Here is a 15,753-nt window from a genome sequence, read left to right on the forward strand (position 1 = left end):
AAAACTCACTTAAGGGGAGAAGAGATGTTGCCAGAAAGACCGAAATTACATATTGAGAAAACAGGAATTGAAAAATTCGCAAACATTATTGGTCTTGCGAGTATTTTAGCAATGATTTTATTTATTATTTTCAATTGGAATGCTTTACCCGGCACAGTACCAACGCATTTTAATGGGGCTGGAGAAGCCGATGCATGGGGCTCAAAGTTTTCCTTATTAATATTACCAGCGATTGCAATTGTATTACACCTTTTCATGGGAATTGTAGAGCGAAAGCCACATGCTCATAACTATCCAGCCCGTCTTACCGAAGAAAATGCACCGCAATTTTATATAGAAAGCCGTAAGATTGTCAATTTAACGAAAAATGTATGTACGGTGATGTTTGCTTATATCGTGATTCGTTCCATATTAGTTGCTCTTGGTGAAGCAGATGGACTAGGTATTTTAGGGATGGTTATATTTTTTATGGTATTAGCAATTGTGATTATTCGTGGTATGGTGCGTATGTCAAAAATAAAATAGCAGGATTGTAACACAGTACAAATCCGTACTGTGTTTTTTTATGTGTTTTAAAAGTAATGATTACGATTTGTGTTGACAAAGCGTAAACACCACGTTACTATATAAAACGTAACTATTACTATTTAAGGAGTGTGTAATTTGAGAGTAAACATTACATTAGCATGTACGGAGTGTGGCGATCGTAACTACATAACAACAAAAAATAAGCGAAATAACCCAGAGCGTATCGAGCTGAAAAAGTATTGCCCACGATTAAAGCGTGTGACGTTACATCGAGAAACAAAATAGGGGGCATGAAATAATGAGTAACTGGAAACGTCGATTATTACCAATGTCAGCTGCCTGTGCATTGTTATTAGCAGCTTGTAATACAGACCAAGCAGAGGAAGAAGTAAAGGAAGAAGAAACAACTGCTCAAGAACAACATGAGCACGAGCATGAAGAGACTTCGCATGAACAGGAAGAAATGAATGGCACTCGTCTACTTGTCAGTTATGCGGACGGTTTTATTGTGATGAATAGTGCATTTGAAGAAATCGAGCGTTACAATATCGGTCCTTCATCTTTAGCATTAGGGAGTGATATGCGTCATGTATTTGTAAAGGATACAGCTAATAATGATTCATACACATTACTCGATATCGGTATATGGGACGAAGACCACGGTGATCATGCGCATCCTTATGAAGAAGCCCCTGTTTTAGCCTCGTATGAAATCGAAGCAAAAAATGCAGCCCATGTAGTAAGCTTTAATGATCAAACAGCTGTATTCCATGATGATAGTGGATTAGTGGAAGTGTACGATGCAGCAAGCTTATCTACTATAGAAGAACCGATTCCAGCATATACGTATCAAGGGAGCGCTCATCATGGTGTAGCGGTGCCTTTATCTGATGGGACCCTTGCTGTTTCTTATCAAACGGAAGAAGGAGCAAAATTACCAGGCGGTGTGAAAATCGTAGACAGTCACGGTCATGATGTAGCAACGATTACCGATGCATGTAACGGTCTGCATGGAACAGTGTATACAGGGGCAGATACGACAGAAAAACTAGCTTTTGGCTGTATTGGCAATGTCGTTGCGTACGATGTAGCATCTAAACAAACGGCATCGATTGCACTACCTCATGCAGAAGCCCGCGTAAGTACAATCAAGCAGCATGCGGACAGTTCTTACTATTTAACAAACTATAAAGAAGGCGAAAATCCATCGACAAAAGTTGGCGTAATCAATAGTGAAACAAATGATTTTACATTAGTCGAGCTGCCAGCTGCCTATGGATCGGCATTTTTAGTCGCTGCACATAATATCGGCTATGTACAGGCTGAAAATGGGATGATATATAAAATTGATTTAGCGAAAGCTGAAATTGTGGAAGAAATTGATGCGTTACAACCATTTAACTTAGATGAAGTGAAAGTAACATTAGCATTAATGAACAACGAAGTACTAGTTGTTGTACCAATGGCGAATGCCATCTTACAAGTGCACGGCGATCACGTACACCAAGTAGCCGCGTTAGATGTGGAACCTACAAGTGTTTTATCGGTAACAGCTTATTAAAACTCATAACGAGCAAATCAACGAACATATATTACCATTTGAGTAACCGTTGCTTTCCGCTCCGGCACTCGCTTTCCACGGGCGAGATCAAGCCTCCTCGTCGCTCATGCTTCGCTCCTGCGGGGTCTTGATTGTCTCGCTTTTCCCGTAGGAAGCTTTGCTCTGTAGCGAAAGGCGCATGCCGTCAGCTACACTCTCGTGCCTCCGCTACAAGCAACTATTGTTCCATACAATAATCGGTTGCTCAAAAATAATGCAAGAACCCCATTGATGAAAGTAAAGGCTAGGCCATTATACATGGCAACTGAAAGAAAATGATGTCTTTTAAATAAGAGAAATATTTTTCTAGCACATTGAGAAGTATTCACTTTTGCCGTAGCGCGCCATCGCCACAGGAGCCGTAACAGGAGATCCAAACAGGCCGCGCCTGTTTTAGCTCCTGTGTAGGCTGTGGCAAAGCGCGGAGGCTACGATATATACCTTTTACTATTTGACTGGTATTTTTTAGAGTTCATTTTTACTCATTACAAGTAAAAAAAGAAATGATCCAATCGGTAGTGAAAAGCTACCGATTTTTGTGTTTTCGAAAGTAATGACTTTTGGTACTCTTGTACAAGAGAAGTAATAAGGAGAGAGATAGATGAAAGCATATTTAGCAAATGGATTATTTTCGATTGGGGATCGTTATGTCAATCAATACATTGCAGCAGAAATTAGAAAGGCAGTAGAGGGAATTGATTTATATGTACCGCAAGAAAATGATGCGATTAATGATAAATCTGCCTATGCGGATAGCTTAGCAATTGCAGAGGCGGATTTACAGAGCTTACAAGCGAGTGATGTATTGATTGCGGTAATAGACGGGGTAGAAATCGATTCAGGTGTAGCGGCAGAAATCGGTGTGTTCTCTACATTAAACCGTCCGATTATTGCCTTATTTTCGGATGTGCGCCAACAAGGCCGCGATAATCATAAAAAAATCGAGGCGCTCATTGCAGATGGTATTGAAAATCAATTTATTTACCGCAATTTATTTGTCATCGGCTTAGTGAAACGTACGGGTGTAATTGTTAGCACGGTGGAAGAAGTAGTAGAAGAGATGAAGAAGTTAGTATAAAGATAAAAGCAACTGTTTTGTGCACAGTTGCTTTTATTATATATTTAGTTGAATATTTATTCGTATTTATGTTGATATTATTCCGGTTATAAAGTTTCGTTGAATATTTATTTGAATAATAATACAATTAGTTAAAATCCAGAGGGGTGATAGAGTATGTTCGTGCGCAAGGGGACAGTAGAAGATGTAGAAGTAATATGGTCATTAATGCAAGATGCTTTTTCAGAGTATACAAATGATGTATTGCCATCAAGTGCTTTACAAGAAACGCTACAGACAATAAAAGCAGCGATGGAAAAGGGAGAACAATCGCTTATTTTATTGGATGATGAGGAACCGATTGGAATGGTACGTTATACAATGCATGATGATTACTACTATTTCTTTCGCTTATCTGTAAAGCGTAGCCACCAATCCAAAGGCTGTGCTAAGAAATTATTAATAGCACTAGAAGAAGAGGCGGTACGTCATAATATTTCATTCATCCAATGCAAAGTGCGAGCAAATGTCCAGCGGAATATGGATTTATATAAAAATGTAGGCTATAAACAGTGTAGCGAGGAAATAATGGAACGAGAGAATATACAGTTAACGATCGCCTTATTTGAAAAGCCGTTAGTTATTTGAAATGAATAAAAAGATGAAGTAAAACATCATGATACTTGCCTGTTCATCTTTTATAATAGAGGGTACGGGGGTGGAAATGATGGATAAAGTCAATCAACTAGCAGATTGGTTACGACAATCGACTAAAATCGTTGTGTTAACAGGTGCGGGGATGTCAACAGAAAGTGGGGTACCGGATTTTCGCTCGAAGTCAGGCTGGTGGCGGAATATCGACCCATCAACGGTTGCTAATATACAAGCACTTGAGCATGATTATGATTTATTTCACGCATTTTATTGCGCACGCTTTGAAGCATTGCAAGGGTGTGAGCCTCACGAAGGACATCACATTTTAGCAGATTGGGAGAAGCGCGGGATCATTGCACGTGTTGCGACACAAAACGTCGACGGCTTTCATAAAGCAGCAGGTAATACCTATGTAGATGAACTACACGGTAGTATTCATGCTGTACGTTGTCACAAATGTGGACACGAAGCAAACGCACAAGCTTTTTTTGATCAAGAAACATGTACTGTATGCTGGGGCAAGCTTCGACCAGGTATCGTATTATTCGGTGAAATGTTACCAGAAGATGCGTGGAAGAGTGCGCTACACGCCATTAAAGCGGCAGACCTCGTCATCGTCATTGGTACAAGCCTGCAAGTATATCCTGTTAATCAGCTTCCGAGTATGACGCGCGGCAAGCTTGTGTATATTAACCGAGAAGTACATGGCTTTGAACGTGATTTTGATTTATTATTTGAAGGCTCTGCAAAGGAAACATTACAGCAAATTGATGCAGCGTTAAAAGGATAAAATGAAAGCGTGAGGAAAAGTAACCTCACGCTTTATAGTTTACTTTAGTGTAATGTGAATCGGTTCAAGTTCTTCTTTCATCGCAATCGGCCCATTGCCAGCTGAATAATAAACAGCAGGTACTAATGTTAACGTGCTCGCCTTTTCATCAATTGCTTGAATAGAGCTGCTCCATTCATATGTCTTCAGTGCATCGTAGCTGGCACCACCATTGTTATTTGGATAATATTCATTACCTAAATCATCTGTAATGCGGACGAAATCAGTTGTGACATGCTGCCATTTTTCTAACACTGCATCACTTACAATTTGTTGTACATGGAAAACAGTTGAGTAATCATTTGTTTCATAGGAAGTGAGCGTAACTGATATATCGTCATTTGTTACGATTTCATTCACGATGACTTTATTATTTTCCAATGCCTGAATCGTGAAATGGAATGACCAATCTCCTTTAACCGTTTGATTGGTTTCATAGTCGGTAAAAGCGGTTGGCTCCCATATTACTTCAAGTGTTTGAGGCATTTCTTCTTTAAAGTGAGGTACTATTTTTGCTGTACCGATATAGGTTGTGTCGCTTATTTTTTTCATATAGTCGGAACCTCCTGCACCAGTCACTTCTTGTACATCGAAGAAGCTTTTCGCGTTTGGATTGTTCCCGAGCTGTTTTTCTGTTTCAATGGCATAAGCAATCGTGATAGCTGTTCCATCGAAAACGGCATCCTCAATCATTACGGTTACGCCGTTACTCGATTGAATTTGTGTCACATCTGTTGCAACAGCACCGAAATGAGGATTGAATGTTTCCTCTTCGGCAAAATATTGCATAACGCCTTTTATAAACGGGATTTGCGAGGCAATGGATGGTGCTGTAAACATCGTTGTAGCGGTCACAACGCCTGTCAATGTTGCAGCAGCAGCTACGTATTTAAACCAGTTTGCCTTTTTCTTTTTACCAAGGACATGCTGTTTCACACGTTGTTTCTCCAAGTCACTTACTTCTACTAGTTCGATAGCATCGATATTTAGATCCACTAATTTTTTTAAGTCACTCATACGAGAACCTCCTTTAGCTTTAAGTTTTTGGCCAGCTTTTGTTTTCCGCGGTATAGTCGATTATCCACAGCAGATTTACTTAAATTGAGCGCTTGTCCAATATCACTATTTTGCATTTCTAAATAATATTTCAGTATAAAAATATCTCGGTCGAGTTCATCTAGTTTACTTAATTCAAACAATAGCTCATTTCTTCGCTCTCGTTCTAATAACGTAGCCTGTATGCTGACGTGTGAAGAGCTCGTTTCTTCAAACTCCTCGACTTGCTGCTCCCGCGCTCGTTGTTTTTCATAAATACGATAATAATCAATCGCTTTATATTTTGTAATCATCCCGAGCCATTTCTTAAAATCAGCTGCATCACCACTAAATTGATGACTATTTTTCCAAACTTCTAAAAACACATCGTTAATACAATCATCCACGGCATCCTGCTTTCCTAATGGTTGTAAAACTCTCAGGGCGATGGCCTTCACTAATGGCATGTATTCATCGATGATATATTCTAAAGCATCTTCTTTTTTCTTCTGTAAACGTTTAATAAAATTACGATTCGTAACGGTCATATGTTTTTCTCCTTCATGTATTGAAAAAGCTTTTTCATTAACTACAACGAAGTGAGCGATTAATTATTCGCAACTTTTTTATTTTAACCTAGGTTGGTAGTTGTGTTCGGTAGAAATGGGCTCATTGTAATAATTTTTTCGGAATTTTATCCATAACTGTTGGTGATGAAACTTAATTAACTTAATATTTTAAAATATCTGAATTTAATAGGGGTAAACCCCTATTTTTTTAATATTAGGAAATTTGTAGAATAGAAAGTGTAGAGTTTCACAATACAAATTCGAAAGAAGGTGGGCGTGTGGATAATTCTTTCAAGATTGTCATTGTAGGTGGAGGATCAGGGGGAATTACTGTAGCATCACGACTATTGAGAAAGATGCATAGTTTAGCTGGTGAAGTGGCGATTGTCGATCCTGCTACGAAGCATTATTACCAACCTTTATGGACGCTAGTTGGTGGTGGAGCGAGTAAAAAGGAGCAATCTGAGCGAGAAATGGCCTCACTTATTCCTCAAGGTGCTACTTGGATACAGCAGGGGGTCACCCATTTTTACCCTGATACGAATCAAATTCAATTGGCTGACGGTTCCTTTGTGAGCTACGAGTATTTAGTCGTTTCAGCAGGATTGGAGATCAATTGGGGAGCGATTAAAGGCTTAGAAGAGGCGCTAGGTACAAAAAATGTATGCAGTAATTATTCTTATCAGCATGTAGACTACACATGGGAAACCATTCGGAATTTCAAATCAGGCACAGCATTATTTACCCATCCCGCATCACCAGTAAAATGTGGTGGCGCACCCCAAAAAATTATGTACTTAGCAGATGATTATTTTAACAAATCAGGCGTTCGGCACAATATTGATATTATTTTTGGCTCTGCTAATCCAGCAATCTTCGATGTAGCAAAATATCGTAGTGCATTGGAAAAAGTAATAGAGCGCAAAAACATTGACGCCCGCTTTTGCTATAACTTAATTGAAATTAAAGCAGATGAAAAAATGGCTATTTTTGAAGATTTGAATACAGGTGAAAAAGAGGAAGTCCATTATGACATGATTCATGTCACACCGTATATGAGCCCACCTAAATTTGTAGCGAAAAGTCCATTAGCAGATGGAACAGGCTGGTTAGAAGTCGATATTCATACACTTCAGCATAAAAAATATGAAAACGTTTTCGGTTTAGGGGATAACGCGAATTTACCGACCTCTAAAACAGGAGCTGCTATTCGTAAGCAAGCCCCCGTTGTTGTAGAAAACATACTGGCATGTATGCGAAACCAGCTACCAAAGAGTATGTACGATGGCTATACATCCTGTCCGATTGTTACTGGCTATAATAAGTTGATTTTAGCAGAATTCGATTATTCGAAGGAGCCTGTTGAATCGTTACCTATTGACCAAGGAATGGAACGTACAAGTATGTATATCTTAAAAAAAGATTTACTGCCAATTATGTACTGGAATGGCATGTTAAAAGGCACAATGTAGAAAGGGGTAAATAATGATGATTAAAACACCTGTTCAGCATCAATTAGAGCAACCAGAGGTCCAAGAAGCGATTACTTCTTTTCTACAAAACTTACCTATTTACCAACAACAATTGGAATTCCTTGGACAGTTGACTAACTTCGGGCAGGCTGTATTTTCCGACAAGCAAGGTTTACAGCAATACGACCAAATGCTTCAAACATACAACCTGAATATGGAGACAATTGAAGCATTAATAGGGCTGTTAGAAAAGCTGCCGCGCCTAAACCAAATGCTGGAGCAACTCGAAAATGTTGTGGCATTTGTGATGTCCATTTTAGGAGATGAAACGACATTAGCGAATGTCACAGAAAGTATAAAGGAATATACAAAACCGATTGTTGAAAAGGGACAAGCCGGGCTATCACTCACACAAGCCATTCAACAAGAGGCAGAGTCAAATAAAGAACCGATTACACTATTGATGATGTATAAATGGTTAAAAGATCCGACTGTTCAACAATCATTAAAGTACGTACAAGCGACTTTAACGATATTAAGTAAAAACAAAAGCTAAGGGGGATATTAGTATGTTATTACGTTATTTTTATGATGAAAAATTAGCACACGCATCTTATATGGTAGGATGCCAACAAAAGGGGCAAGCTTTTATTGTTGATCCAATGCGTAATATTGAGCCATATATTGAAGTGGCAGAAAAAGAAAATATGAGCATTATAGGTGCTTTAGAGACACATATTCATGCGGATTTTGTGACGGGTTCAAGAGAATTAGCACACCGTTTTGGTGCTACAATGTATGTTTCAGATGAAGGTGGAGAGGACTGGCAATATCAAAACTTAGAAAATATCCCACATCAGTTATTGAAAGATGGCGATCAGTTTGAACTAGGACGTCTCACATTTGAAGTCATGCATACACCAGGACATACACCGGAATCAATCTCCTTTTTATTAACAGACGGAGCGGCAGCCGATAAGCCAATTGGTATTTTTACAGGTGACTTTGTTTTTGCGGGTGATATTGGCCGTCCAGACTTACTTGAAAAGGCAGCGGGTATGGTAGGGACAGCGGATGCTGGTGCAAAGGCGATGTTTAAATCCGTGCAGCGCTTTAAGGAATTACCGGATTATTTACAACTGTGGCCTGCTCACGGAGCTGGAAGTGCTTGTGGAAAGGCATTAGGAGCGGTTCCATCTTCTACTGTAGGTTATGAAAAGCAATTCAACTGGGCGATGAAATTTGATACAGAAGAGGAATTTGTACAATCATTATTAGATGGACAGCCAGAACCGCCGTATTATTTCGCAGTGATGAAATCCGTGAATAAGGTCGGAATTGAGCTCATTAAAAACCTACCAGAGTTGCAATTTATTAATGATGTCACAATGATCGAACAATTAATCAATGAAGGTCATCAAATAGTGGATACGCGTAGTACCGATGCATTTTCAAAAGGACATGTGAAGGGAACAATCAATATTCCATTTAATAAGGCATTCACAAATTGGGCTGGTTGGATTGTAGATTATGAGAAGCTATTATATGTATTAACTACACCTGCTCATATGGAGGAAATTTTAATTGACTTACGCTCGATAGGTATTGACCAAGTAGTAGGATATGCAGATGTCGATGCAATGTTATCACAGGCTAGCTCCCTAGATTCCTACGAAAATGTATCACCTTTAGAAGCCAAAACCATGATGGAACAGGACGGTGTTGCGCTAATCGATGTACGTAATTTAGTTGAGTTTAATGAAGGACATATTGAAGGAGCGCAACACATTATGCTTGGCACGATCAAAAATCGATTAAAGGAACTCCCAAATAAAAAGCTCATTATACAATGTCAGGCTGGCGCTCGTTCAGCCATTGCAGTAAGTGTTTTAAAAGCAAAAGGCTACCATAATATCGTAAATATGTCAGGTGGCTATAGTAAGTGGCGAAAAGAAGTGCAGGAAAGCATTGTAGTAAATAATTAAAACGAGTAAAAATACCGAGTCTAACGAGTCGATGGACCAGCCGTAGCTGTCTCCAACGGCTCGTTCTTGTGTAGCTTAAAATTAAAATTTGTTTAGCTCTCACATTTCGTATCCTAGCTCAGCGGAAACGGTATTACTTTAATCGTAATGGCAAAAAAACATTTATCACCACATCTATTGTGCAATAATAGTATTTTTACCAGTTATAGTAAAAATCATGTGGTATTCTGTTAAATAATGATGTAATTGATAATATAGTGAAAAAATAAGAAATAATAAATTTAAAAGTTAGTATATTCATGCTTTGTGTATTTAGTTAATAATTATAATCATTCTATTTTTATAAATTAAAGATTATAAATAATAGAAAAAGGACATTTTATCATCACACAAATGGAGTAAATAACTAATTGTTCGAAATTTATTTGTAAGGTATTTTTTACTATATGAGAAAATTTTATATTAAAAATGATTACATTGGTTTGAAAATTATTAAATATATGCTTGTGAGAAAAGAGAGTTGATAGTAATATTAATTTAAACAAACATAGTGCTTATAGATTTACAGGTTACGATAGTTTCATACATACTTAAATGTAGTTTATGGATTTTGGATATGTATCTAGTGACGCTAGCAATGAGTTCATCAACTTAGTAACATCATCGCTTTTGTGATGTTTTTTATAGCACTATTATTATTTGTTCCTACCACAATTTTTATAGGGAGATGATTTAATGACAAAGCAAATCGAAATCAATTTACCAGATTGGTTTGAATTGGATGGATTAAATACTCTAGATACAATTATTAGTCCAAACTCGGAGGATGTAGGGATTTTAGTAGCAGGTGAAAATTTAGATTACACAAAAACTTGCTGCCCGACTGTACGTTTATATTTATTGCAATTAGTTGATAGTAAATATGAAGTAACAAAAGAATTAGAAGCATTTCCATTCCAATCTACAGATGAAGCAATTCAATTTTCATCTAAATTGCCACAATTAAATGCATTTGATTTAGTGATGTTATTAAATAAAGAGCAACCTATTTTTACGGCTTAAATTTTATTCCGTGTTCGTATTCGTACGAATACGGTTTTTTTATTCGTCAAAATTGTATTTTTGTGATGAATAGGTACAATGAAAAGGTACAAAGTAAAAAGAAGGGAAGTGATTGCGTGGTGCGAGGAGTATATATTCATATCCCTTTTTGTCATCAAATTTGTAATTATTGCGATTTTAATAAAGTCTACTTTAAAAACCAGCCAGTAGACCAATATATAGAAGCGTTAGGTCAAGAAATGGCTATGACGGTACGTGAGAAGCCGCAAGCGTTTGAAAACATTGAAACGATTTTTCTAGGTGGGGGTACACCAACTGCTCTGTCGGCGACACAAATTGCTCGATTAATGGAATTGATCCGTGCATATATTCCAATGGACAATGTGACCGAGTTTAGTTCGGAAGCTAACCCAGATGAATTGTCAGAGGATAAATTACAGGCATTGTTTAACGGTGGTGTGAACCGACTTAGTATGGGGGTGCAATCGTTTGACCAAGGGCTGCTCGAAAAAATTGGCCGTACCCACTCGAATGAGCATGTATATGAGACGATTGCATTAGCAAAGAAAGTTGGTTTCGAAAATATTAGCATCGACTTAATGTATGGTTTGCCACATCAAACAATGGAGCAGTGGAAGGACAGCCTTCGTTTCGCGTTACAGCTGGACTTACCACATTACTCTGCTTATTCATTAATCGTTGAGCCGAAAACGATTTTCTATATTCAATATGCAAAAGGAAGGTTAGCTTTACCAACAGAAGATATAGAAGCGGATATGTATGATATCCTCATGAAAGAAATGGAAGCACACGGCTTACAGCAATACGAAATTAGTAACTTTGCTAAACCGGGATTTGCGTCTGTTCATAATAAGATTTACTGGGATAATGATGAATACGCAGGTTTTGGCGCAGGAGCACATGGGTATGTTGAAGGTGTGCGCTATTCAAACTGTGGTCCCATCAAAAAATATATAGAAGCGGTAGAAGCTGGTCGTCGTCCAATCATCCATGAACATACGGTAACGATGACGGAAAGAAAAGAAGAGCAAATGTTTTTAGGGCTTCGAAAAACAGAAGGAGTAGTAGCAGAAGTATTTGAAAAGAAATTTAATGAAACTATTGCGGCTACATATCGTAAAGTAATGGAGAAGCTAGTGGATGAAGGTCTACTAGAAAGCGATGAACTAGGTATTCGGTTGACGCGAAAAGGTCGATTTGTCGGTAATGAAGTGTTTCAACAATTTTTATTAGAAGATTGAGCGATTCCGTTGACAGAAAAACGGGGATTTGTTAATTTATTATTAGTATTAGCACTCGAGGTAAATGAGTGCTAACAGAGGTGATGAGCATGTTAACAAATCGGCAATTACAAATTTTACAAGTAATCGTTGATGATTTCGTGACGTCTGCCCAACCTGTTGGGTCTCGCCAAATTTCTAAAAAGGATTGGATTACATTTAGTCCCGCAACGATTCGGAATGAGATGGCAGATTTAGAGGAGTTAGGTTTTTTAGAAAAAACACATACTTCCTCCGGTCGGGTCCCTTCTGAGAAAGGCTATCGCTTTTATGTGGATCATTTATTGCAACCACAAGTGATGTCAGCTGAAGAAGTCATTCAAATTCAATCTGTTTTTCAGCGACGTATGATTGAAGCAGAGCAAGTGATTAAAGAGTCGGCGAGTATTCTATCAGAATTAACGACTTATACAACGATTTTACTTGGTCCAGATGTACAACGACATAAGGTGAAAAAGTTTCAAATTGTTCCATTAACAGATCAAACGGCAGTTGCTATTATCGTGACGGACAATGGACATGTGGAAAATCGTGTATTTACTTTACCAACGGGGTTTAGCCTTTCAGATATTGAAAAGATGGTAAATATATTAAATGACCGTTTAATCGGTGTTTCACTTCAAAACCTTCATCTAAAGTTAGAAGTCGAAGCACTCTTTGTATTAAAACAACATATACAGGCAGCAGATGCTGTCATCCAATCTTTAATACAAGTAACAGGTGGTCAAAAAGAGGGTAAGATTTACTACGCTGGTAAGACAAATATGCTCAACCAACCAGAGTTTCATGATTTAAATAAGGTCCGCATGTTGATGGATTTAATGGATAAGGAAAGTCAAATCCAAAACTTATTTAAGTCAAAAGATGCGAGTATTCAAATTCGCATTGGTTCGGAAAATAACCATTTAGCAATGGAAAACTGTAGTGTGATTACAGCATCATTTGGAGTTGGAGAAGAGAGCGGGTCTATTGCGATTATCGGTCCGACACGGATGGATTATCAACGTGTTGTCACGATTATTGATTTGATGCGCCGAGGATTATCGAATGCCCTATCCCAGCGGAGTGACTGACTATAAGGAGGACATAAAGTGTCTAATACGACAAACGAAAAAGAAACAAAAGAAGAACTTGAGCAGCAGTTTACAGCTACAGAAGAAGTAGTAGATGCAGAGCAAACAGAAGAAGTGGTAGAAGCTGTTGTCGATGAAACAGAACAAAAAATTGCTGAACTAACGGCAAAGCTTCAAGAAGAAGAAAACCGTTATTTACGTTTACGAGCAGATTATGACAACATGCTTCGCCGCAACAAGCTTGATCGCGAGGCGGCTGAAAAATACCGTGCGCAAAGCTTGTTAAATGATCTTTTGCCAGTGCTTGATAACTTAGAGCGCGCGCTACAAGTACAAATTACTTCTGAGGATGCCGTTTCATTATATAAAGGTGTTGAAATGGTACAGCGTCAATTTTTAGATGCTACAGCGCGTGAAGGCTTAGAGCAAATTGCCGCAGAAGGCGAAGCGTTTGATCCGAATGTGCATCAAGCGGTTATGCAAGAGCAAGATGCCGAAAAGGAAAGCGGTACAGTATTACGTGAGCTACAAAAAGGCTATAAGCTAAAAGACCGCGTATTACGTCCAGCAATGGTTTCTGTAAACGAATAGAACAATAACAAATGGATATAAACGCTACATAGGCGTTCAAATATTAGGAGGCAAATTCAAATGAGCAAAATTATTGGTATTGACTTAGGTACAACAAACTCTTGTGTCGCTGTATTAGAAGGCGGCGAACCAAAAGTAATTCCAAATCCAGAAGGTAACCGTACTACTCCATCTGTAGTAGCATTCAAAAACGGTGAAAAACAAGTTGGGGAAGTAGCAAAGCGTCAAGCAGTAACAAACCCAAATACAATTATCTCAATCAAATCAAAAATGGGTACTTCTGACAAAGTAACTGTTGAAGATAAAGATTATACGCCACAAGAAGTATCAGCGATGATTTTACAATACTTAAAAGGCTATGCGGAAGAATACCTTGGCGAAAAAGTAACAAAAGCGGTTATTACAGTACCTGCTTACTTTAACGATGCACAGCGTCAAGCAACGAAAGATGCTGGTAAAATCGCTGGTTTAGAAGTGGAGCGTATCATTAACGAGCCAACTGCAGCAGCATTAGCATACGGTTTAGACAAACAAGACCAAGATCAAAAAATCTTAGTATTCGACCTTGGTGGTGGTACATTCGACGTTTCAATCCTTGAATTAGGCGACGGTGTATTTGAAGTATTAGCAACAGCTGGTGACAACAAGCTTGGTGGTGACGACTTCGACCAAAAAATCATTGATTTCTTAGTAGAAGAATTCCGCAAAGAAAACGGCATCGATTTATCAAAAGATAAAATGGCGATGCAACGTTTAAAAGATGCAGCTGAAAAAGCGAAAAAAGACTTATCAGGTGTTACAAATACACAAATTTCTTTACCATTCATCACAGCTGGTGCAGAAGGTCCACTTCACTTAGAAGTTTCTTTATCACGTGCTAAATTCGATGACTTAACTCGCGATTTAGTAGAGCGTACAATCGTACCAACTCGTCAAGCCCTATCTGATGCTGGTCTTTCAGCTTCTGAACTTGACAAAGTGATTTTAGTTGGTGGTTCTACTCGTATTCCAGCAGTAGTAGAAGCAATCAAAAATGCAACAGGTCACGAGCCACACAAAGGTGTAAACCCTGACGAAGTAGTAGCGATGGGTGCTGCTGTTCAAGGTGGCGTATTAACAGGTGACGTTCAAGATATCGTATTATTAGACGTAACACCATTATCACTTGGGATCGAAACAATGGGTGGCGTGTTCACAAAGTTAATCGATCGTAACACAACAATCCCTACATCTAAATCACAAGTGTTCTCAACAGCAGCTGACAACCAACCAGCTGTAGACATTCACGTATTACAAGGTGAACGTCCAATGGCAGCAGACAATAAAACATTAGGTCGCTTCCAATTATCAGATATTCCACCAGCACCACGTGGTATTCCACAAATCGAAGTAACATTCGATATCGACAAAAATGGTATTGTATCTGTAAAAGCGAAAGACCTTGGTACAAACAAAGAGCAAACAATCGTAATTCAATCGGATTCTGGCTTAACAGATGAAGAAATCGAACGCATGGTAAAAGATGCAGAAGCGAACGCAGAAGCAGATGCACAACGTAAAGAAGAAGCAGAACTTCGCAACGAAGCGGACCAACTTGTTTTCCAAGTAGACAAAACAGTGACAGATCTTGGTGAGCAAATTTCAGAAGATGAGAAAAAATCTGTTGAAGATGCACGCGATGAACTGAAAAAAGCTTTAGAAGCGGGCGAAATCGAAGGCATCAAATCTGCAAAAGAAAAATTAGAAGGCATCTTACAACCACTTGTGATGAAAGTATATGAGCAAGCGGCAGCAGCAGCACAAGCGGCTCAAGGTGCAGAAGGCTTTGACGGCGCAGCAGATGCTGGCAAAAAAGACGACGGCGTTGTAGATGCTGACTTTGAAGAAGTAAAAGACGATAAATAATTGTGAATGAAATAAAACGCTGAGCAACACTGCATCGGCAAGTGAGAAAGTCAAAGCCGCTTTTACGGACTTTGACTTTTTCACTGTAAAAA

The 15,753-nt window shown here is 38.5% G+C and carries 16 protein-coding genes; 14 read left to right on the top strand and 2 right to left on the bottom strand.

The genetic code is table 11. The features are described 5' to 3' along the window. The first annotated feature begins 24 nt into the window (after positions 1-24). The 6 genes from ACQQ2I_RS06380 (at position 25) to ACQQ2I_RS06405 (ending at position 4,629) form a co-directional block, all read left to right on the top strand. The gene (locus ACQQ2I_RS06380; RefSeq protein WP_431029726.1) at positions 25-525 is read left to right on the top strand and encodes a DUF1648 domain-containing protein; all 501 of its coding nucleotides are present in this window, start codon (positions 25-27) and stop codon (positions 523-525) included. 138 nt (positions 526-663) lie between these two features. Then, complete coding sequence (gene rpmG / locus ACQQ2I_RS06385; protein ID WP_129729751.1) at positions 664-813, top strand: 50S ribosomal protein L33; 150 nt, start codon at positions 664-666, stop codon at positions 811-813. 13 nt (positions 814-826) lie between these two features. Beyond that, positions 827-2,089, top strand: coding sequence for a hypothetical protein (locus tag ACQQ2I_RS06390; RefSeq protein ID WP_431029727.1), 1,263 nt, complete (start codon positions 827-829; stop codon positions 2,087-2,089). A 640-nt stretch (positions 2,090-2,729) separates the two neighbouring features. Continuing rightward, on the top strand, positions 2,730-3,206 hold the full coding sequence (locus ACQQ2I_RS06395) for a nucleoside 2-deoxyribosyltransferase (protein ID WP_431029728.1): 477 nt from the start codon (positions 2,730-2,732) through the stop codon (positions 3,204-3,206). 156 nt (positions 3,207-3,362) lie between these two features. Further along, positions 3,363-3,833 (top strand): GNAT family N-acetyltransferase, encoded by a 471-nt coding sequence (locus tag ACQQ2I_RS06400; RefSeq protein WP_431029729.1) that lies wholly within the window; start codon positions 3,363-3,365, stop codon positions 3,831-3,833. A gap of 79 nt (positions 3,834-3,912) precedes the next feature. Next, on the top strand, positions 3,913-4,629 hold the full coding sequence (locus tag ACQQ2I_RS06405; protein WP_431030462.1) for an SIR2 family NAD-dependent protein deacylase: 717 nt from the start codon (positions 3,913-3,915) through the stop codon (positions 4,627-4,629). Between the two features lie 39 nt (positions 4,630-4,668). On the opposite strand, the gene ACQQ2I_RS06410 is transcribed toward ACQQ2I_RS06405, so the two are convergent. Both ACQQ2I_RS06410 and ACQQ2I_RS06415 read right to left on the bottom strand, forming a co-directional pair. Further along, positions 4,669-5,685, bottom strand: coding sequence for a DUF4179 domain-containing protein (locus ACQQ2I_RS06410; RefSeq protein ID WP_431029730.1), 1,017 nt, complete (start codon positions 5,683-5,685; stop codon positions 4,669-4,671). Then, positions 5,682-6,251, bottom strand: a complete 570-nt coding sequence (locus ACQQ2I_RS06415) for a sigma-70 family RNA polymerase sigma factor (protein ID WP_431029731.1) — start codon at positions 6,249-6,251, stop codon at positions 5,682-5,684. Before ACQQ2I_RS06415 ends, ACQQ2I_RS06410 begins: the two co-directional genes overlap by 4 nt. Positions 6,252-6,550: 299 nt before the next feature. Between ACQQ2I_RS06415 and ACQQ2I_RS06420 the strand changes: the two genes are divergently transcribed. From ACQQ2I_RS06420 to dnaK, 8 genes are all read left to right on the top strand, one after another. Further along, the gene (locus tag ACQQ2I_RS06420) at positions 6,551-7,744 is read left to right on the top strand and encodes an NAD(P)/FAD-dependent oxidoreductase (RefSeq protein WP_431029732.1); all 1,194 of its coding nucleotides are present in this window, start codon (positions 6,551-6,553) and stop codon (positions 7,742-7,744) included. Between the two features lie 13 nt (positions 7,745-7,757). Further along, a complete protein-coding gene (locus ACQQ2I_RS06425) occupies positions 7,758-8,300 on the top strand; it encodes a hypothetical protein (RefSeq protein WP_431029733.1) in 543 nt (180 codons plus the stop codon). A gap of 13 nt (positions 8,301-8,313) precedes the next feature. Next, a complete protein-coding gene (locus tag ACQQ2I_RS06430; RefSeq protein ID WP_431029734.1) occupies positions 8,314-9,729 on the top strand; it encodes an MBL fold metallo-hydrolase in 1,416 nt (471 codons plus the stop codon). Positions 9,730-10,464: 735 nt separating this feature from the next. Further along, positions 10,465-10,791, top strand: coding sequence for a geranylgeranyl pyrophosphate synthase (locus ACQQ2I_RS06435; protein WP_431029735.1), 327 nt, complete (start codon positions 10,465-10,467; stop codon positions 10,789-10,791). A gap of 116 nt (positions 10,792-10,907) precedes the next feature. Next, positions 10,908-12,053 (top strand): radical SAM family heme chaperone HemW, encoded by a 1,146-nt coding sequence (gene hemW / locus ACQQ2I_RS06440; RefSeq protein ID WP_431029736.1) that lies wholly within the window; start codon positions 10,908-10,910, stop codon positions 12,051-12,053. 89 nt (positions 12,054-12,142) lie between these two features. After that, entirely contained in the window at positions 12,143-13,165 is a 1,023-nt protein-coding gene (gene hrcA / locus ACQQ2I_RS06445; RefSeq protein WP_431029737.1) for a heat-inducible transcriptional repressor HrcA, read from the top strand. A gap of 18 nt (positions 13,166-13,183) precedes the next feature. Continuing rightward, positions 13,184-13,756, top strand: coding sequence for a nucleotide exchange factor GrpE (gene grpE / locus ACQQ2I_RS06450; RefSeq protein ID WP_431029739.1), 573 nt, complete (start codon positions 13,184-13,186; stop codon positions 13,754-13,756). 60 nt (positions 13,757-13,816) lie between these two features. Continuing rightward, entirely contained in the window at positions 13,817-15,661 is a 1,845-nt protein-coding gene (gene dnaK / locus ACQQ2I_RS06455) for a molecular chaperone DnaK (RefSeq protein WP_431029740.1), read from the top strand. Positions 15,662-15,753: the final 92 nt, after the last annotated feature.

This window comes from Lysinibacillus sp. LZ02 (assembly GCF_050613145.1).
In the GTDB taxonomy this organism is placed as follows: Bacteria; Bacillota; Bacilli; order Bacillales_A; family Planococcaceae; genus Lysinibacillus_B.

Coding starts and splice junctions, on each gene's coding strand:
- ACQQ2I_RS06380 (WP_431029726.1), top strand. CDS start 25: ATGTTGCCAGAAAGACCGAAATTACATATTGAGAAAACAGGAATTGAA.
- ACQQ2I_RS06390 (WP_431029727.1), top strand. CDS start 827: ATGAGTAACTGGAAACGTCGATTATTACCAATGTCAGCTGCCTGTGCA.
- ACQQ2I_RS06395 (WP_431029728.1), top strand. CDS start 2,730: ATGAAAGCATATTTAGCAAATGGATTATTTTCGATTGGGGATCGTTAT.
- ACQQ2I_RS06400 (WP_431029729.1), top strand. CDS start 3,363: ATGTTCGTGCGCAAGGGGACAGTAGAAGATGTAGAAGTAATATGGTCA.
- ACQQ2I_RS06405 (WP_431030462.1), top strand. CDS start 3,913: ATGGATAAAGTCAATCAACTAGCAGATTGGTTACGACAATCGACTAAA.
- ACQQ2I_RS06410 (WP_431029730.1), bottom strand. CDS start 5,685: ATGAGTGACTTAAAAAAATTAGTGGATCTAAATATCGATGCTATCGAA.
- ACQQ2I_RS06415 (WP_431029731.1), bottom strand. CDS start 6,251: ATGACCGTTACGAATCGTAATTTTATTAAACGTTTACAGAAGAAAAAA.
- ACQQ2I_RS06425 (WP_431029733.1), top strand. CDS start 7,758: ATGATGATTAAAACACCTGTTCAGCATCAATTAGAGCAACCAGAGGTC.
- ACQQ2I_RS06430 (WP_431029734.1), top strand. CDS start 8,314: ATGTTATTACGTTATTTTTATGATGAAAAATTAGCACACGCATCTTAT.
- ACQQ2I_RS06435 (WP_431029735.1), top strand. CDS start 10,465: ATGACAAAGCAAATCGAAATCAATTTACCAGATTGGTTTGAATTGGAT.
- hrcA (WP_431029737.1), top strand. CDS start 12,143: ATGTTAACAAATCGGCAATTACAAATTTTACAAGTAATCGTTGATGAT.
- dnaK (WP_431029740.1), top strand. CDS start 13,817: ATGAGCAAAATTATTGGTATTGACTTAGGTACAACAAACTCTTGTGTC.